The organism is Archangium violaceum, from assembly GCF_016859125.1.
Lineage (GTDB): Bacteria > Myxococcota > Myxococcia > Myxococcales > Myxococcaceae > Archangium > Archangium violaceum_A.
On the sequence record NZ_CP069338.1, the window covers coordinates 6,180,699 to 6,199,491 of the forward strand.

At 68.6% G+C, this 18,793-nt stretch carries 14 protein-coding genes; all 14 read right to left on the bottom strand.

Going from position 1 to position 18,793, the window contains the following annotated elements:
- Nucleotides 1-11: 11 nt before the first annotated feature.
- Nucleotides 12-1,016, bottom strand: a complete 1,005-nt coding sequence (locus JQX13_RS26500; protein ID WP_203411686.1) for a hypothetical protein — start codon at nt 1,014-1,016, stop codon at nt 12-14.
- A gap of 32 nt (nt 1,017-1,048) precedes the next feature.
- Nucleotides 1,049-3,697 carry a type VI secretion system ATPase TssH gene (gene tssH / locus JQX13_RS26505; RefSeq protein ID WP_239015198.1) on the bottom strand — a complete coding sequence of 883 codons (2,649 nt, stop codon included), beginning with the start codon at nt 3,695-3,697 and terminating at the stop codon, nt 1,049-1,051.
- A gap of 69 nt (nt 3,698-3,766) precedes the next feature.
- On the bottom strand, nt 3,767-4,807 hold the full coding sequence (gene tssG / locus JQX13_RS26510; RefSeq protein ID WP_203411687.1) for a type VI secretion system baseplate subunit TssG: 1,041 nt from the start codon (nt 4,805-4,807) through the stop codon (nt 3,767-3,769).
- A complete protein-coding gene (gene tssF, locus JQX13_RS26515) occupies nt 4,771-6,519 on the bottom strand; it encodes a type VI secretion system baseplate subunit TssF (protein ID WP_203411688.1) in 1,749 nt (582 codons plus the stop codon). Before tssF ends, tssG begins: the two co-directional genes overlap by 37 nt.
- A gap of 10 nt (nt 6,520-6,529) precedes the next feature.
- Entirely contained in the window at nt 6,530-6,928 is a 399-nt protein-coding gene (tssE, locus tag JQX13_RS26520) for a type VI secretion system baseplate subunit TssE (RefSeq protein ID WP_203411689.1), read from the bottom strand.
- 62 nt (nt 6,929-6,990) lie between these two features.
- Nucleotides 6,991-7,482 carry a type VI secretion system tube protein TssD gene (tssD, locus tag JQX13_RS26525; protein WP_203411690.1) on the bottom strand — a complete coding sequence of 164 codons (492 nt, stop codon included), beginning with the start codon at nt 7,480-7,482 and terminating at the stop codon, nt 6,991-6,993.
- Nucleotides 7,483-7,592: 110 nt separating this feature from the next.
- Entirely contained in the window at nt 7,593-9,077 is a 1,485-nt protein-coding gene (gene tssC, locus JQX13_RS26530) for a type VI secretion system contractile sheath large subunit (RefSeq protein ID WP_203411691.1), read from the bottom strand.
- Between the two features lie 22 nt (nt 9,078-9,099).
- Nucleotides 9,100-9,609 carry a type VI secretion system contractile sheath small subunit gene (gene tssB / locus JQX13_RS26535; protein ID WP_203411692.1) on the bottom strand — a complete coding sequence of 170 codons (510 nt, stop codon included), beginning with the start codon at nt 9,607-9,609 and terminating at the stop codon, nt 9,100-9,102.
- 83 nt (nt 9,610-9,692) lie between these two features.
- Complete coding sequence (gene tssA, locus JQX13_RS26540; protein ID WP_203411693.1) at nt 9,693-11,408, bottom strand: type VI secretion system protein TssA; 1,716 nt, start codon at nt 11,406-11,408, stop codon at nt 9,693-9,695.
- A gap of 13 nt (nt 11,409-11,421) precedes the next feature.
- Nucleotides 11,422-12,351 carry a type VI secretion system-associated protein TagF gene (gene tagF / locus JQX13_RS26545; protein WP_203411694.1) on the bottom strand — a complete coding sequence of 310 codons (930 nt, stop codon included), beginning with the start codon at nt 12,349-12,351 and terminating at the stop codon, nt 11,422-11,424.
- 2 nt (nt 12,352-12,353) lie between these two features.
- Nucleotides 12,354-15,983 carry a type VI secretion system membrane subunit TssM gene (tssM, locus tag JQX13_RS26550; RefSeq protein WP_203411695.1) on the bottom strand — a complete coding sequence of 1,210 codons (3,630 nt, stop codon included), beginning with the start codon at nt 15,981-15,983 and terminating at the stop codon, nt 12,354-12,356.
- Complete coding sequence (locus tag JQX13_RS26555) at nt 15,980-16,672, bottom strand: DotU family type IV/VI secretion system protein (RefSeq protein ID WP_203411696.1); 693 nt, start codon at nt 16,670-16,672, stop codon at nt 15,980-15,982. Before JQX13_RS26555 ends, tssM begins: the two co-directional genes overlap by 4 nt.
- Nucleotides 16,673-16,684: 12 nt before the next feature.
- On the bottom strand, nt 16,685-18,052 hold the full coding sequence (tssK, locus tag JQX13_RS26560; protein ID WP_203411697.1) for a type VI secretion system baseplate subunit TssK: 1,368 nt from the start codon (nt 18,050-18,052) through the stop codon (nt 16,685-16,687).
- Nucleotides 18,049-18,720, bottom strand: coding sequence for a type VI secretion system lipoprotein TssJ (tssJ, locus tag JQX13_RS26565; RefSeq protein ID WP_343211143.1), 672 nt, complete (start codon nt 18,718-18,720; stop codon nt 18,049-18,051). Before tssJ ends, tssK begins: the two co-directional genes overlap by 4 nt.
- Nucleotides 18,721-18,793 lie beyond the last annotated feature (73 nt).

The window sequence follows — 18,793 nt, forward strand, 5'->3', positions numbered from 1 at the left end:
GGGCTCGCGCCTCAGGGGATGTTCTTGGCCGTGCCCGTCGCCTTCGGATCTTCCTTCGGAGGCTCGGGCGCGACGAGGGGCTTGGCGGGGACGGGCTTTGCGCCCGCGGCCACCTGCAACTCCACCATGCGCGACCAGAGGGAGGGCGCGCTACCCACCAGCACGTTGTCCTCCACCGTCAGCTTCCGCTCGTTCTGGGCGCGGCGGTAGAGGCGCTCGGGAATGGAGGGCTGCTTCGGGTCCGAGTCGCTCACCGACACCTGCTCCTGGACGGTGATGGAGTCGGGGTTGAAGACGAGGGTGGACGTCAGCTCGAACTTGCGGCGCAGGCCGTTGGGCATCTCGAAGACCTGCTCGCGGGCGAGCGGGAACCAGCCGGCGCCCAGGCAGGCGCGCTCGGAGTCGGACACGGCCTCCGCGAAGAAGCGGCCGTTGCGCAGCGGGAGGATGCGCGCGGCGCGCCGGCACACCTGGGGCTGCTCGTTCGTGCACGCGTCGCCCTCGGCCACCAGCACGTCCGTGGAGCCCACGCGCTCCAGGCGCAGCTGCACGTTCTCCGTCATGCCGCGCAAGGAGCCCAGGCCGCGGACGGTGAAGCCCTTCTTCGTCGTCTCCACCAGGGCCACGGGGCCGAGCCCCTCGCCGTTGTCGAAGCGCCGGGTGATGATCCACACCAGCCGCTCATTGGCCTGGGTGGTGACGAGGATCAGATCCTTCTCGTCCATCCGCGCCTTGGGCGGGAGCGGCTTGGGCTGGGGGCCCGCCTCGCGGCACTCGTCCGCCGAGGGCTCCTCCCAGGCCACGGGAGCACCCGAGCAGTCCACGGGGGGACGGGGCGCCGCTCCGTGCTTGGCGTCGAAGCCGTGCAGCAGCAGGCCGAACCACGTGTCGGGCGTGGGGAAGGAGCGCTCACGCGGATTGACGGTGGCTTCGCACAGCTGGGGTCTCGGAACAGTGGCGCAGCCCACCAGCGGGGTGGTGAGAGCAAGGGCTGCGACCAGGAGTCTTCGTTTCATCGTTTCCTCGGGCCTCCCTGGGGGCCTGGTACCTATGCCTCAGCGAACCGGATGTCCCAACCCCCCTCGGGGTCGAGAGAGATGCTCAGCTGCCTGGGGACCGAGCCGGCGGCCAGGCGCTCCAGCAGCTCACGAGAGACGGCGGGCATCAGCGAGCCCTGGAGGATGTGCTCCACGTTGCGCGCGCCCGTCTCGGCCTCGGTGCAGCGCTGTGCCAGCTCGTCGAGCAGCTCGGGGGCGAGCGTCGTCTCCACGCCGTGGACGGAGCGCAGGCGCCCCACGAGCTTGCCGAGCTTCATCGCGACGATCTCCCGCATGATGTCGGGGCCCACGGGAGCGTAGGGGACGATGGTCATGCGCGCGAGCAGCGCCGGCTTGAAGTGCTTGCTGAGGCTGGGGCGCACCTTGGCGATCATCTCCTCGGCGGTGGGCGTGGCGCCCGACTCGTGCATCTTCATGAGGATGTCCGAGCCCAGGTTGCTGGTGAGGATGACGACGGTGTTGCGGAAGTCGACGGCGCGGCCCTCGCTGTCGTTGAGCACGCCCTTGTCGAACACCTGATAGAAGAGGTTCATCACCTCCAGGTCGGCCTTCTCGCACTCGTCGAGCAGCACGACGGAGTAGGGGCGCTGGCGCACGGCCTCGGTGAGCAGGCCGCCCTCGCCGTAGCCCACGTAGCCGGGCGGCGAGCCGATGAGGCGGCTGACGGTGTGCTTCTCCTGGAACTCGCTCATGTTGAACGTGGTCATGAAGCGCTCGCCGCCGTAGAGGACGTCGGCCAGCGCCAGCGCCGTCTCCGTCTTGCCCACGCCGCTGGGGCCCACGAAGAGCAGCACGCCGATGGGGGTCTCCGGGTTGCGGATGCCCGCCTGGGCGATGCGGATGATCTCCGCCACCTTGCGCAGGGCCGGCTCCTGGCCGCGCACGCGCTCGGTGAGCCGCGACTCGAGGCCCAGCACCGCCGTGAGCAGGTCGCTGCGCATCTTGCCCACGGGGATGCCCGTCCAGCTGGCCACCACGCGCGCCACGATGTCCGCGTCCACCTCCGCGTGCACCAGCGGCTCCTCGCCGCGCACCTGGGCCAGCTTCGCCGAGGCCTCGTCCACCGCGGCCTTCAGGGGGGCCTTGTCGGCGTCGGCCGGAGCGGAGAGCAGCGCCTTGCGCGCGTCCATCAGCGCGCCCACCGCGGTGCGCTCCTCCTCCCACCGGGCCCGCAGGGAGGCCAGGTTGTCGTTCACGGCGGCGAGCTTCTGCTCGACCTCCTCCACCTTCCCGGCCTCCACCGGGTGGCCCTCGGCGATGTCCCGCTTGCGCGCGTCGCGCTCGCGCTCCAGGGCGGAGATCTCCTGCTCGAGCGCCACCAGCTCGTCGGGCCTGGTGGACAGCTCGATCTTCACGCGCGCGGCGGCGGTGTCGAGCAGGTCCACGGCCTTGTCCGGGAGCTGGCGGCCGGAGATGTACCGGCTGGACAGCCGCACCGCGGCGGAGACGGCCTCGTCGCGGATGGTGACGCCGTGGGCGGCCTCGTAGGTGGGCCGCAGGCCGCGCAGCATCAGCTCGGCCTCCTCGACACCCGGCTCGTCCACCTTGACGGGCTGGAAGCGCCGCTCGAGCGCGGCGTCCTTCTCGAAGTACTTCTTGTACTCGCCCCAGGTGGTGGCGGCGATGGTGCGCAGCTCACCACGCGCGAGCGCCGGCTTGAGCAGGTTGGCGCCGTCACTGCCGCCCGTCGCGCCGCCGGCGCCGATGAGCGTATGGGCCTCGTCGATGAAGAGGATGATGGGCGTGGGTGACGCCTTCACCTCGTTGATGACGGACTTGAGGCGGTTCTCGAACTCACCGCGCACGCCCGCGCCGGCCTGCAGCAGACCGAGGTCGAGCCCCATCAGCTCCACGTTCTTCAGCGCGTCGGGCACCTCGCCCTTCACGATGGCCCAGGCCAGCCCCTCGACGAGCGCCGTCTTGCCCACGCCCGGCTCACCCACGAGGATGGGGTTGTTCTTCCGGCGCCGCGAGAGGATGTCCACCATCTGGCGGATCTCCCGGTGGCGTCCGAAGATGGGGTCGATCTTCCCCTCGCGCACCCGGCCGGTGAAGGACGTGGCGAAGCGCTGGAGCGCCTCTCCGCCGGCCGCGCCACGGGCGGACGCCGCGGACGTGGCACCTCCCGCGACGGGCTCGGGGCCCATCTCCACCGACTCTGGCGACGGCCGCAGCACCACGTCCAGCGAGGCCATCAGCTCGTCACGGGAGATGGCGTCCAGCTCGGGGAAGAGCTCGGCGGTGTAGCGATTGCGGCGGGTGACGAACTGGGCGAAGAGCGCTCCGGAGCGCAGGCGTGTCGCGCCCTGCTCCACGGAGGCCATCAACCAGGCGTCCTCGAACCACTGGAAGAGCGTCTCGGAGAACACGGGCCGGCCGGCGTTGCCGGCGCGCAGGCCCTGGATGGCGCGCTCCATGCTGGCGGCCAGACGCAGACGGTCCACCTGGAAGTGCTGCAGCAGGCGGGCGACGTCCGAGTCCTCGGGCTCGAGCATCTGCGCGAGCATGTGCTCGGGCACGATTTCGTAGAAGCGCCCATTGCTGGCGCGCGCGACGGCGGCCTCCAGGGTGCGGGTGGCCGTGGGCGTGAGGCGGCGGACGAGGGCCTTCGGTTCGACTCGGATGGCGGAACCCTCCAACAGGGGACGGCGGAATGTCTTTCAGGGAGCGCCAGCGCCGTCGGTTGCCAGCGCTCCCGGGGTCGCGCTTCACACGACCGGAATGCTGAGGCGTATCTGCTTTCCCTTACCCAACCACGTATCCCGCCCCAGCTGCGCCGACTGCGTGCTCGAAAGGTTGAACGTCTGGGTGACGCCTTCCGTCAGTCCCAGCTCGAACTCGTACTCGAGTGGATCCTTCAGGAAGAGCCGCGCCACCTCGCGCGCCTGCGCCAGCAGATCTCCCCCCGGGAGCATCCGCCGGTACACGGTGGTGGGCAGGGGCTCGATGTGGATCTTGATCTTCCCCATGCGATCGTAGGCCTTGCCGCCCAGCACGGTGTTCTTCCCGAGGATGTGGTTGTTGCGGCCGAGCTGCAGCCGGGCATCGATGTCCACCCAGCGGCCCACGAACTGCTCCACCCGTACCCGAGCGCCCTGCAGCTCGTCACCGAGCACGTCCTCCAGGGCGGCTTCCAGCTTGTCGGCGGTGCGCGCGCGCGAGTCCAACAAGGGAACGATGCGCAGCAGCCGCCGCGTGGGCAGCTTGCTCGTGCCGTTGCCCTCGTACGTGTCGAAGCCCGCGAGCGCCAGCAGCCGGCGGGACCACTGGTCGGTGTTCTCGGAGTTGGACTCGCTGGTGATGCGGTACTTGGACTCGATGCGGTAGAGCAGCGACAGCAGCCGGTGATGGAAGAGGTCCAGGAACTCCCGGCGGACGGCATGGTCCGGGTCCTCCTGGGCGATCTCCTCGGCGATGTACATCGGCAGCGGGCTCACCGAGCCGGTGAGCCCGAGGAAGTGGGTGACGACCTCGAAGAGGGGACGCCTCGAGAACGCGTCCTCCGCGCGCACCGGCACCTGGCGCAGCGTCACCTCGCTGACGTCTCCCGAGGAGAAGCCCAGCGAGGGGTCGTGCCGGAAGCGGATCATCTCCTCGTTCACCGGGCCGACGCTCCCCACGCGTGCCGCCTCGGCCGTCAACCGCTCGAGGTAGGACACGAGCTGGAAGAAGCCCAGGTGGGGCGCCATCCCGGCCAGGCGGCGGGAGGCCTCTACAAGAGTGTCAGGAAGCCGTTCCTCGGGAGCCATGCGAACTCCGTCTGCGAGGGCTGGAGCCGGATGGCCAGCTCGTTGAAGGAGTTGAGGGTGACGTGGGAGGCCAGCAGCTCATCGAGGATGCATCCGAAGAGGAAGGCATCCCCCACACCCATGAAGTTCGTTTCCTCGAGGTCCACCATCGTCTTGTTGCCGCGCACGGGAGAGCCCTCGAGGAAGCGCGTGAGGGCCCTCGTCTCCACGTTGCGGATGGCGTTGATACGCAGGCGGCTGGCGCGGGCGGCCAGGTTGTCCGCGAGCGCCTGGAAGTTGTACAGGTCCAGCAGGCGCCGCAGCGCCGCGGCATCCGCGATGGAGTGCTGGTTGATGGCCAGGTGCGAGAGCAGCCGCCAGTGCAGCTCGGTGCCCAGTGGCGCGCGGGCCGGACGGCTCACCGGGGTGATGTTCTTGAACCTGGCGTTGGTGGGCGAGGCCGGGGTGGACTGGGTGATGTCCCCCACCTGCAACCGCGCGGGCAGCGAGCGGTTGGTGCAGGTGAGATCGATGGACAGCACCTCCTCGGCCCCGAGCGTGGGCGCCACGTCGCGCGGCGTCTCCAGGGTGAGGTACGTGTCGATGCCGTCATCCACGGGCGAGTGGACGCGCCGCAGCCGGTAGAAGGCCTGCTCGGCGCCCTCGCCCTGGGTGTGCTCGAACTCGTGGAAGGGAAGGTAGGTGCGGCGATCGCTGCGCCCGGCGGTGAGCCCCGTCACCGAGTCCACGGAGTACACCTCCGCGTGCTGGGGCTGCAGCTCCGAGGCTCGCACCAGGTGCTCGCGGCCCAGGGCATGGTGGAAGAGCGGATCCGCCGGGGCCCGGAAGAGGTTGATGACGGGAGTGCAGTGCAGGCGGAACATCTCCCGGGTAATCCGCGCGTCCAGGGGCGGCGGGCGCTCCAGGTGGAAGGAGATCTCGAAGCGCTCCTCGAGCGCGGACGCGGCCGTCTCCAGGCCGTGTACCTCGAAGAAGAGGAACTTCTCCGGCAGCGTGAAGTACTCCTGCAACAGCCGGTAGCCGTCGAAGGCCCGGGGCCAGGGCAGCAGGCGGAAGTGCCTGTCGAAGCCCACGGGGCGGATGCAGCTGGGCTGGAGCACCACCTCGTTGCCGCTGGCGGTGCCACGCACGCGCACCTGGCGGCAGTAGCGCAGCAGCCACAGCAGGACGAGGGCGCTGGCGGACATCTCCCCGTGGATGAAGAGGCGCAGGCCGTGGGGCTTCTGCAGCTCCTCGCGGCCCTGCTCCGTCGTCTGGAAGAAGAGGCGCAGCACCGGCGAGGACACGGACGAGCGGTCCAGCACCGCGTCCTGCACGCTGAGCGGCAGCAGGTCCACGTCGTGGGTGGTGCGGAAGACGCAGCTGGTGCCGTCCAGCGGCGTCGAGGCCACCTCGGCCCCCGCGGCGATGCGCGAGCGGCCACGCAGGGCGCGCATCTGCGGCGAGAACTCCACGATGGAGCACGCCGGCACCGGGCGCAGGTAGTGGGGCAGCAGCAGCTCCGTGAGCCCCTGCACCATCTCCGGGACGTCGTCGTCCACGCGCTCGCGGATGCGCGCGGTGAGGAAGGCGAAGCCCTCCAGCAGCCGCTCCACGTCGGGATCCGCGCCACGCTCGACCAACAGGCCGGCGACGCTCGGGTTGGCCAGCCCGAAGGCCCGGCCCATCTCCCGGAGGTAGCTGAGCTCGCTCAGGTAGTACTTGCTGAACATCCTCGCCCTTTCACCAGAGGTCGACCCGCCCGCCGGGTTGCAACTCGGTATGGAAGCGCACGGTGCCGCGCGCGTCCTTGATGTTGAGCTGCGCGATGATGTCGAACCGCAGGGCGGTCGGGTCCTGCTCGTCGGGGACGTGCATGACGACGACGTTCTTCAGCCGCGGCTCGAACTCCTGGATGGCCGTGCGGATGGACTGCTGCATCCTCGGGATGGCCGCAGGGAACAGGTGGATGATGTCGTTGAAATCCATGATGCCGAAGCCAGGGGCGGCCGCTGCCTCTCCCTTGCGGGTGTTGAGCAGGACCCGCAGGTGCTCGGCGATGGCGGCCACCGCGTTGCCTCGGGGCGCGAGCGCGCCGTGGCTGCTGGAGGCCAGACGTGTCAGGAGTCCTCGTTCGGCCATGGCGTGCGGAGGCTGCTCCGGAGCGCTCGCGTTTCACGCGGGCGCTCCGGGAGCGGAACGGACTAGCGCTGCGCGTCCCAGGTGTCGGTGTGCGTCACGCCGCCGTTGGTGATGGTCCAGTCGATCGTGTGGAACACGAAGGTGACCTCCTCCATGGCGGGCAGGTTGGTGCTGGCCGGCACGAAGCTGTCCGGCACGTGCTGCTTGATGCTGTTGATGCGGCCCTTCTTGATGGCGATGGTGTAGAACTGCTCGGTGGTGCCATCACCGGTCGGGTTGGGGCGGAAGAACTTGAAGGTCGCGTCGATGACCTGGTTCTCGCACAGGGCCTTCATGAGCAGCGGGGACGACTTGTCGATGCGCTTCACGATGCGCATCGGCGGGTACTGACGGCGACCCGTCGCCAGGCCGGAGCCCGACTCGCGCGCGGTGATGACCTCGTGCTCGAAGGACACGCACTCGATGGAGTCCTGGCGACCCAGGCTCGTCTGGGTGCTGTCACCCTTGATGTCCGTGCCGTTCGCCTTCAGGTACAGGTGTACTGTCTCAGCCATAAGCCACCTCGGTGTGTGCGCCGCGTACGGCGCGGAAGACCGGGCCCCTTGGGGCCCGGGGTTGATGGAGCCCGCGTTCAGCGGAACCACGAATCACGGGTGCGACGGGCTCACTCCTTGTCCAGCTTGCCCACCAACGACAGGGTGAAGGACGCGCCCATGTACTTGAAGTGCGGGCGCACCTGCAGGCTGCAACGATACCAGCCGGGCTGACCCTCCACATCCTCAACCGTCACGCGGGCGGCGCGCAGCGGGCGGCGCGAACGCACGGCGGGCGCCGGGTCGTCCATGTCGGCGATGTACTGGCTCATCCACTGGTTGAGCTCGCGCTCCAGGTCCGAGCGCTCCTTCCAGCTGCCAATCTGCTCGCGCTGGAGCACCTTCACGTAGTGCGCCAGCCGCGTCATGATGAACATGTAGGGCAGCTGCGTACCGAGGCGGTAGTTGGTCTCCGCCGCCTTACCCTCCGGCGTGCTGCCGAAGAACTTGGCCTTCTGCGCCGAGTTGGCCGAGAAGAAGGCCGCGTTGTCCGCGTCCTTGCGGAACACCAGGCCGATGAAGCCCTCCTCGCTCAGCTCGTACTCGCGCCGCTCGGTGAGCATCACCTCGGTGGGGACCTTGGTCTGGATCTCCCCCATGGCCTCGTACTGGTGCAGCGGCAGCATCTCCACCGCGCCACCGGACTGCGGGCCGATGATGTTCGGGCTCCAGCGGAACTTGGCGAACGAGTCCGCCACGCGGGTGGCGAACGCCGTGGAGGCGTGGCCCCACAGGTAGCGGTCATGGTGGCCGACCACGTCCTCGTTGAAGTTGAAGGCCTTCACGGGGATGGTCTTCTCACCGTAGGGCAGGCGCAGCAGGAAGCGCGGCATGCACAGGCCCACGTAGCGCGCGTCCTCGCTCTCGCGGAACGAGTGCCACCGGGCGTACTGCGGACCCTCGAAGAGGGACTTGAGGTCCTTGAGGTTCGGCAGGTTGAGGAAGTTCTGCTCGCCGAACATCTCCGGGCTGGCGTTGGCGATGAAGGGCGCGTGCGCCATGGCCGCCACGGACGCGCACTTGCGCAGCAGGTCGATGTCCTGCGGGCCCGGGCCGAAGTCGTAGTTGCCCAGCAGCAGGCCGTAGGGCTTGCCACCGAACACGCCGTACTCGTTGGAGTACACCAGCCGGTACAGGCCGCTCTTCACCACCTCGGGGGAGTCCTCGAAGTCCTTGAGCAGGTCCTCCTTGGAGACGTTGAGCATCTCCACGCGGATGTTCTCGCGGAAGTCCACCCGGTCCACGAGGAACTTCAGCGAGCGCCACGCGGACTCCAGCTTCTGGACGTCCTGGTGGTGCATGATCTCGTTGACCTGGGACGTCAGGCGCCGGTCGATCTCCGCGATCATCGCGTCGACGAGGGCCTTGTCCACGCGCTCCTCGGAGCGGTTGGGGGCCAGCATCTCGGTGATGAAGGCTTCCACGCCCCGGCGGGCGACGTCATAGCCCTCGTCCTTGGGCTTGATCTTCGCCTCGGAGAGGATCTCGTCGAGCAGGGAGGGCGAAACGGCCGCCGCGGCGCCCGCTGGATTCTGGGTCTGGGTCTGGGTGCTCATGGGTCACGCTCTCGCTGCTGGACTACTTCTTGGAATCACCGTTGCCATCGGCCTTGAGGCCAAGCTCGTCGATGAGGCGCTTGCGGCCCTCGTCGTCGGCGAGCATCGCCTGGAGCTTCTTGCGGAAGGCGGGGACGTTGCCCAGGGGCCCCTTGAGCGCGTGCAGCGCGCTGCGCAGCTCCAGCAGCTTCCGGAGCTCGGGCACCTGGTTGACGATGCTCTCGGGCGCGAAGTCCGCCAGGCTCTTGAACTGCAGGGACACGGCCAGGTTGGCGCCGTCCTCGTTGGACAGCTTGTCCGTGACGGAGATGTCCACCTTGAGGTCCTGCTGCGCCATGACCTCGGTGAAGTTCATCTTGTCGACGTTGATGGGAGCGCGATCCTCCAGCGGGCGGTCATCCTGCCGGCCGGTGAAGTCACCCATCATCAGCATCTTGAGGGGCAGCTCGACCTGCTCCTGCATGTTACCCGTTGCGGGCTTGTAGACGATGTTGACGCGCTCGGTAGGGGCGACGGAACTCTCTTTGCTCATCTGCTGCTATCTCCTCTTGAGTGAGGTGGGTGGTGCGTGGGCTCGTCGCCAGTTGAAGCTTGTCCGAGAATGCTGCCCCAGTGTCAGGGTTGAACGCGCAGGGCGGCAGCGGGGTCGAGCTGGGCGAGACGACGATAACGGATCCAAAAATCTCCTACCAGACCATCTGGTGAATCTTTTCCGGCGAGGACACAGGTGAGGAACCCCTCGAGACATGCGGCGGCGAGCGCGGGCTCCCAGGAGTCCAGCGCTTGCGCGGTGCACTCGGCATCGAGCGCTTCGTAGAGCGCGCGGGCCGTGGTGAGCTGTCCTGCTTGGACGCACATACGTGCCAGGTGCAGCCGCGCGACGAAGCGCGCGCGGGCCGTGCTGGCCGAGGCGAGACGCGCCTGGTGTTGCGCGAGCGTTTCCCCCTCGGCGGACGCGTCCTGCGCGGGGGTGTCGAGCTCTCGGGGAAGGGGCGCTGGGATGATGATGTTCCGGGGCGCGGCGGTGGGCTTCGCGAGCACCTCGCGCTGCAGCCATTCCTTGGTGGCCGCGTCCGCCATGGGCGTGCCATCCGCCGCCACCAGGTCCACCACCGCGGGCATGCGCTTGAGCAGACTGCTCAGCTCCAGCAGCAATGCCTCACGTGCGGACGCATGGGTGGGGCCAAGCGATGTCAGGGCATGCGCGCTGAAACGCTGCAAATCCAGCACGAAGCGATGCTGGGTCATGGCGGACTCTGCTTCGTCGAGCAGCTCCGCCCAGCGTGAATGGTTTGTCAGGGTTTCCAACTTGGTGCGCAGCGGCGCGGGCAGCGGCGGGAGGGATGTCCTGCCATTGGCGCCGGTGGGAGGAGGCTGTGAGATGTGCAGCCACAATCCGGTGCGCAGCAGTCTGTAGGCGAGCGGGTCGGCTGGATTGGCCCGGCGCAGCACCCCGGAGGCGGAAGCCAGCGACGAGCCGATGTTGCGCAGGAAGTCCGCGGCGGCCTCCGCGCTGGTGAGCTCACCGGTGGGGGCGGAGGGGAGCTGCGCGGCCAGGGCCGCCACCGCGGCGGAGGGCGCGGCGGGGGCCGGCGTGGGCGCCGCGGGAGCGGGTGGAGGAGCGGGCGTGGGTGGAGGCGTGACGGCGGGGGCGGGGGTGGTACCCGTCGTCGCCGGGCTCTCCGCGGGGGCCGCCGGCGTGGAAGGGGCGGTGGGTGGGACGGGCGCCTGCGCGGGAGCGGCCGTCGTGGGCGCCGCGGCCTGCTGGGGCATGCTCGCGCGCAGCCGCTCGAGGCTCGTGAGGATCGGTCCGAGCGCCGGGCCCTGTGAGGCGAGGCGCGTGCGCGTCACCTCGGCGAGCTTCGACACTGCGGAGGACAGGGCTTCCACCACCGCGGGCGAGGTGCTCTCGGCCTGCACGGTGGGGAGCACGTGCTTCATGCGCTCCACGTACCAGGACAGCGCGAGCCCGCGGCTGCGCAGGCGCGAGGCCTCCGGGAAGAGTCCCTGCCAGTAGCGCTCGGTGAGCTCCGCCAGCAGCGTCGCCCCGGTGATGGCGCCGGGCAGGCCCTCGGTCATGTACAGCCCGAAGGCGAAGTAGGAGGCCAGCCACAGGTCCTTGGTGGTCGTCTGCAGCAGCTCCCCGGCGTTGCGGACGACCTCGTCCCAGCGTACGGCGTCTCCCGTGGGGGACTCGAGCTTGGCCACCTCGGCGAAGATGTTGTCGTAGGTGGGGTGATGCTTGGACGGGGCTCCGCAGGGAGCCTCGTCGGAGATGGGCTGGAGCCACGTGTTGGCGCGCTCGCGGAAGATGTCGTTGGAGGGCGTCATGAGGGGCGCTCCTTCATCGCGCGAGGGCACGCAGGAGCTGCTCGAGCGTGCTGTTGGAGGAATCGATGACCTGGCGCTGCGAGGCGGACAGCGCCTGCTTCGCCTGCGCCATCGCGGCGGGCTTCTCGGTGCGCAGGGGCCAGAGGTTGCTCCCCGAGCGCGTGGGTTGGGCCAGGTGCAGCAGGAGGGTAGGGGGCGCGGCGCCCAGGCAGAGCAGGAGCCGCGGCTGCTGCCCGTCGGACCAGAAGAAGGACGGAGGCAGGGATGACCAGCGCAGCAGCCGCGTGGCGAGCTCCAGCCAGGTGACGGGCCCCATGTGCGGGGGATAGGGACAGTCCAGCATCACGCCGGCCAGCCCCTGCTCGCGGTGGCGCTCTCCCGCGCAGGCCGTGAGGAAGGTGTGCAGCGCGTAGTAGCGCCCCTCGGGAGCCTGGTTTCCATTGACGTGCTGGAGCAGCTCCGCGCAGCGCTTCTCGGAGAGCAGTGCCTCCCGGAGTCGCTCGGCCACCCGGATGTCACCGGGCCGCACGGTGGGCAGCTTCGCCGTGCGCTCCTGCAGCTTCGGCACGTCGAGCGAGCCGGCCTCCCGCAGCAGCTCCACGCTGGCCCGGAGGAAGGGCTGATAGGTCTCCGGCAGCAGCGCGTAGCGTCCGACCACGTCCGAGGCGGGCAACTCCTGGAAGATGGCCAGCGGAAAGGCACGCCCCACACTGTCCGCGCTCGGCGCCAGCACGCCCACCAACACCGAGCTCTCGCCGGGTGCGGTGAAGACGAAGCTGGCGTGAGCCGTGGGCAGTGCGCTCCGAGCCCCGTGCAGCCGGCCGGTGCTCTCCTCCATCCAGCGGAAGAGGTACCGGGCCAGGGGGCTGGCCGCGTTGTGCCGGACGAACTCCGCGTGGCGCGGAGCCTTGCCCAGCAGCCCGATGTGAGGCGCCTGCGTCATCCTCAAGGAGCTCCGTTGGTGCTCACCATCTCGATGCAACCCTTGCCACCCCGGGCGATGCCGTTCGGGGGCGTCAGGCCCGGATCCCGGAAGATCTGCAGCAGTCGAGAGGTGTTGTTGCCAGACAGACCGAAGAACGGGTTGGCGGTGCGCTCGGGGCGGAAGTCGATGGCGACGAGCGCCCCGTTCATGTCCTCGATCTCCCAGACGGCGGTGAAGAAGCGGCCGTCTCCGCTGGGCTCGATGCGCTTCACGCGCTCGAGCAGGCGGAACAGGCCCCACTCGCCGGGCTCATCGATGTCCGCGGTGGCACCGGAGGCGTTCTCCACGTGGATGTGCGCGCCCAGCTTTCCGGCCTGGCCGGGCCAGCTCATCGGCTTCCAGATGTTGTCCGGACCGTTGCGGTACATCTCGTCGGTGCCGTCGATCGTCAGGGTGATGGCGGAGATCTCGGACGGCGAGGTGTCCGGCGACGTGCCCGCGCGCACGCGCACCTGGAAGCGGACGAGCGGATCCACGGTGTCACCCGGGAAGAGGGTGATGGCCAGGTTGTTGGACTTCTCCAGGAAGGTGAGCAGGTCCTCGCGGTACATGTCGCGCGTGTTGAGGTTGGCGAACGTCCACTTGCGGCCGGAGGTGACGACCTCGTCGGCCAGGTTCTGCTGGATGAACTTGCGCAGCGTGCCTCCCGAGGGCCGCAGGAACTCCGAGAGCTCCGCCAGGGGGGCGTCCTGCATCGACTCGCGCACGAACGGATAGCGGTTGGCCATGAGCTGGGCGAAGGGCTTGGTGACGGCCTCGCACCAATCGTTGCTCTTGGTCTGCGCCACGCCGGCGAAGACGATGGAGCGCATGTCCTGGAAGGGCGGCAGCAGCAGCTTCTCCAGGATGGGTCCGCCGCTCTCGTACTTCTTGACGAGCATGGCCACGCTCTCGCGCGTGGTCTTGATCTTCTCGAGCAGGGCGCCGGACTCCGAGGGCTTCTCCTTCACGCCCAGCAGGGAGATGAGCACCAACGCGAGCTGGTCCTGGTAGAAGTCGAGCGCCGTCAGCTTCTCCTCGCCGTCCTCGGAGCGCGACTCCTCGGTGGTGAACTTGATGAGGGTGGCGAACTCCTTCTCCACGTCGCGGGGCCCGAGCGTGTACTCACCCGTGGACGCATTCGGGTCGATGAGCCTCGGCTCGTCCTTCTTCTCGTTGGAGAAGACCTGCTCGAGGGCCCTGCGGGCCGCGCTCTTCTCCTCCTGCTTCGGCGTGCGTACCAATTGCACGTTGTAGGAGAGCGCCCGGAACAGCTTGCCGAAGGCGGGCGGCTTGCCACGCGTGAGGCTCTCGAGCAGCGCCTGCATCTGGTCCACGTTATCCGGCGGCCGGACGGTGATGGACTGGAGGAAGTCCTTCCACTCCTGGATGTACTGTTGGTAGTAGCGCGTGCGCAGCTCGGCGCGGGACTGCTCCTCGTCTTCCTTGGCGTCCCGGTCCAGCACCCAGGCTTCCTTGTTCTTGAAGGCGGACTCCAGCCGCGAGCGCACCACCTGATCCCACGCGACCTTGGTGAAGGCACCGCGGACGCGCTTGGTGGCGCGCATGGCGGGCACGGCGCCGACGATGTCATCCAGCGTCTGGTCCGGGTACTCGCGGCTCACGTCGGAGACGATGCGATCCATCTCCAGCGTGGTCACGGGGACGCGGTTGAGCGCTCTGCGCGTGGCACGCACGATGTTGTTGTTGCGCGCGAAGGCGAGCTGCTCCGGCTCCGCCGCCAGCATCTGGATGTACGTGCGGGCGTGGCGGGTGATGGCCTGCTGCAGGTTGGCCTCTCCGCCCGAGCCCTTCACGTGGGTCCAGTGACGGACCATCTGGTCCACCAGCCAGTCCTGGTGGGCGTCGTCGAGCGCCGGCTCACGCGGCGTGTGCGGCCAGGTAATGAGCAGGTACATCTTCAGCGCATCGAAGTGGCGCGCGTAGTCATCGGAGCCGGGCTTCCAGTCCGGCGAGTCCTGGTTCTGCGCGAACAGGTTGAGGTTCTGCTCGATGCGCTCGTACTGGTTGCCGAGCAGCACCCGGCGCAGGGCGGTGTTGTAGAAGGACTGCGCCAGCGGGAAGAGCTTGTCACCCTCGTACAGACCGAAGCGCAACCAGAAGGGGGCTCCCTCCGTCTTGTGCTTCGTCAACTCCTGGAGCTGGGCCTGCAGCGGGGTCAGGTCCGTGATGCGCGAGAGGTCGTCCCGGTCATCCAGACGCACGGCGGTGATGGCATCGCGCACGTCGCGCGCCAACGTCCGGTTCTGGAAGTAGGAGATGATGGGGAGCACCAGCAGCAGGGCCGCGGCGGTGAAGTAGGTGGCCGTGAGTATCAGCTGACGGCGGCGGTAGCGCTGCTCCTCGATGGAGCTGCGGGCGGCCATCTCCTGGTCCTGGAACATCACCTTGGTGAAGATGTCCCACAGGAAGTAGCTGCGGCCCTCCGCGCTCGGCTCGGGCTGCGGACGCGAGTCCCCGAAGAGCTCCCCCGAGGAGCCCGACAGCCGCTCCATCGGCTTGACCTCCTGGGTTCCGCTGGTGAAGTACAACCCGCGCATCACCGGCGTGTCCTGGTACACGTTGTCCAGGAAGAGCGGCTGGACGAACTCGGCCAGGTTCTTGCGCAGCTCGGCGAAGCGCTGCGGGAACTGGTAGATGTTCTCGCGCGCCTCCAGCCGGCGCTCCTGGCCCAGCCGCTTGACCGTGCGCTGCTCCAGCACGTTCACCAGCTCGTCGAAGCGCTCCAGCAGCAGGTCCGTGGACGCCTCCGCCTGGGCGCCCATGGGCACGGTGAAGCCCCAGATCTGCCCGCGCTCGGAGCGCGTCAGGTCCGCGTACATCTCCGTGAAGCCGGGGAGGAGATCACACTTGGTGACCATCAGGTACACGGGCACCAGCGTGCGCAGACGCGAGGTGATCTCATCCAGGCGCTCGCGGATGCTCTGCCCCAGCTCGCCGGCGACCTGGGGATCCACCCCCATCAGCTCGCTGACGCTCACCGCCACGATGAGGCCGTTGATGGGCCGCTTCGGGCGGTACTTCGTCAGCGTGTCGAGGAAGGCGAACCACTCGGGCTTGTCGTCCTCGCTGCTCACGTAGCGGCCGGCGGTGTCGAGGATGACGGCTTCGTTCGTGAGCCACCAATCGCAGTTGCGCGTGCCGCCCACACCTCGTACGCCGCCACCCTTGGCGGAGAGGTAGGGGAACTTCAGACCCGAGTTGCGCAGCGCGGTGCTCTTGCCCGCGCCCGGCGGTCCGACGATGAGGTACCAGGGCAGCACCGCGAGCGCATCCTTGCGGCCCCGCGACAGCTTGGAGGTCTTGAGCGCCTCCACCGCCTTGGAGAACTCGGCCTGCATGGCCTTGATCTCCGGCTGCAGGTCCGGCCGGACCGTCTTGACCTGCTCCTCGGCCTGCGCCTCCAGCGCGCCCTCGAGCTTCTTGGCCGCCTTGCGCGACTTGATCTTCCCGACGATCCACTTGCAGAGCGCGAACAGCAGGAACACGCCCGCGGTGATGAGCCCCGTGAGGATCGGCGGAGCTCCCAGCATGGCGACCGCGCCCCAGGCCAGTCCCACCAGGAACGTGATGACGAGTGCCCAGATCATCGCGTCTCTCCCGTGTGGGTGGCCATGTGGAGCTTGATCTCGTTCAGGAAGGTGTCGACGGCGCCATCCAGGCTGACCACCAGCCCGCCATAGACGAGCACGGCGAGCGCCAGCGCCCCGAGCGAGATGATCATCGGGGACAGCCTGCGCTTGCCGGCGAGCATCGACTCGGAGGGCCGCTCACCGTGTGGCGACAGCACGTCGAAGTCGAAGGGTTTGGCTCGCTCCAGGTCCTTCTGGACCGAGTCGATGAGCGTCATCAGCTCCAGCTCGCCGCCGCGGATGCGGTAGCGGCCCTGGAAGCCGAAGAGCATGCACAGGTAGTAGACCTGCAGCACCTCGGCGCGGTGTGGATCCTTCCGGATGGCCTGCAAGCGGTGGAAGAAGCCGTCACCGGCGACGTTCTCGTTGAAGTACTGGAGCTGCAGCAGGTTGGTCATCCAGAACGAGCGGTAGGGCTCGGGCCGGGTGAGCGCGACCTCGTCGAGCAGGGCGACCAGGGCATAGGCCATGTCCTGGGCGTCCTGGTGGCTGAAACCCAGCACGGCCGCGCGCCGCAGCATCTCGTCCACGACGCCGCGCAGGCGGTGATGCAGCACCTCGGGAGGGGGAACCGCGGCGGCATCCGAGTTGCGGATGCGGATCGCCGCGTCGAAGCAGTCCTTGGTGGCTTCGGTGACTCGTTGCATGGCGTTCGGTCGTCAGCGGCTGGCGGTGGGGACGGCGAGCAGCTCCACCGTCGTCTGTGCGGCGTCGAAGGGGTGCGGCAGGTAGAGCGCGAGCGTTCGATCCCTCATCGCGTTCTTCCAGTAGCCGTCCGAGGTGAAGAGGGTGAAGTAGAGGACCCCCGGCTGGATGGGCACCTCGGGCGGGGGGCGGTAGTTGACCTGGATGGGGACACCGGGCGAGGTGGCCTGCACCAGGTTCTGGATGTCGCCCCAGCTGGCCAGCTTGGCGAGCTTGGGCAACTGCTCCGCCACCGTGCGCTCCGGCAGCTCGCTGCGCACGGAGAGGAAGAACTGGCCACAACGATCCAGCCGCTCGTCCTCGAGCTTCCCGCGGTAGAGCCGGTCGTCGCCGGACTGCAGCTGCACCGTGAGGCACTGCTCGAGCGCCACGGAGCGCATCAGCGACTGGAGGCGGCGGAACAGCTCCTCGAAGGTGACGCGCAGCTGGATGAACTGGAAGGGCGGCAGCGTGGTGGGATCCGCGTCCGCGGCGAAGGTGCACAGCTGTCCCGCGCACTGGCTGAGCGCCAGGTAGAGCGCGTGCGGCCGCATGTTGCCCGCGTCGATGGCGTGCTGGAGCAGCGGGATGATGCCGTTGAGGGCGCTGAGCTCCAGGAAGAGCGTCACGTCCGAGGCGGTGAACTCGAGCGCGGACGCGTCCCGGTGCCGGCGCCGCGAGGCGAGCTGGCGCTGCTTGGCCACGATGAGCCGCAGCAGCGTGCGCAGCTCGCTCATGATGTAGGGCGAGGCGTCGATGCGCAGCGCGGGCGGGATGTAGTTCTCGACGAGCGTCAGGCTGCCGGAGCGATCGCGCGACAGCTCGGCGATCTTGATGGCGTCGTAGTCCTCGCGCGGCTCGGTGCCGAAGAGCAGCTTGACGTTGCGCTGCGCGAAGGCCACCGGGACGATGGAGGTGGACGCGGTCAGGTCGTTCACCGGCCGGTTGGTCGGGGTGAAGCGGGGGTTGCCGCCGATCCGATCTCCACCACCATAGCTCTCCACGCCGCTGCGCTCGCGCGGAACGCCGAGGTAGACGTCCAGCACCTGCTGCGCTGGCGGGAAGACGCCCTCCGTGGGGCGGGCCGGCGGGGCCTCGGGATCGCCACTGTGGAAGCCGATGGGCATTCCGTCGGGAAGGACGCCGTTGAAGTGGCGCAGCTGCACGCGGCCGGCGCGCAGGGCCTCCATGTCGAACTCCAGGGAGTAGACGCCCCAGGGATAGGGCTCCACCGCCCCCAGCCGGAGGTCCAGCAGGTTCTCATGATAGAGGTCGAGCTGCTGCATGTGGTGGGGACTCATGAACATCCCCTCCGACCAGACAACGCGCTGCGCGTTCTTCATGCACTCCTCTTGGGATGCGATGGCACCTCGGCCTCGTCGGACTGAGCGGCGGGAGCCGGCTCCGTCAGCGTGGCCTGGGGGCGAAGAATGTCGATCTGATAGCCCTGGAGCCGGTAGCGAAGCCGCACATCCCAGGGCTTGGGCTCGCCCTGGTCTCCCGCGGGCCTCTCGACGCACAGGGGCGGAGGCACGGGATCCAGTGCGCTGACGGTCCGCCACGAGTAGCCGAGCGGCTGGCGGAAGTGGCCCATGGTCAGGATGAAGCGGGCCTTGGGATCCCGCTGGATCCACCGCTGGAGTTTCTGGCCCGGGGCGACGGTGAACTCGGCCACCTGGAGCAGGTCCTCTCCGAGGTACTCCTTGGGGCGGTTCCAGAGGTCGCGGAAGCCCGCGCGCTCCAGCTTCGCGCTGTCCTTGAGCTGGATGACCTGCACCACGGTGGGCAGCGAGCGTCCGCGCGGATCAGGATTCACCTGATCGGAGACATCCAGGACGACCTGCATGGGAGGAGGGGTCTCGCACGGCGTGGGCCCCACGCGCTTCGCACACGAGGTACCGGTGGCTGCCGCGAGCAGGAGAGTGAGCAGAACCCTTTTGTCTCGACTACCGGAACGGACGCATGCCTTGGGGCATGCCTGTGGCTGTGCCTTCACGAGTCCTCGTCTCACGTGCGGTGTTTCCCCCCTCCACAGGTCTGATGGACGGCGTGAAACCTGCCAGAGTGTACGAAAGGCTGCAAGT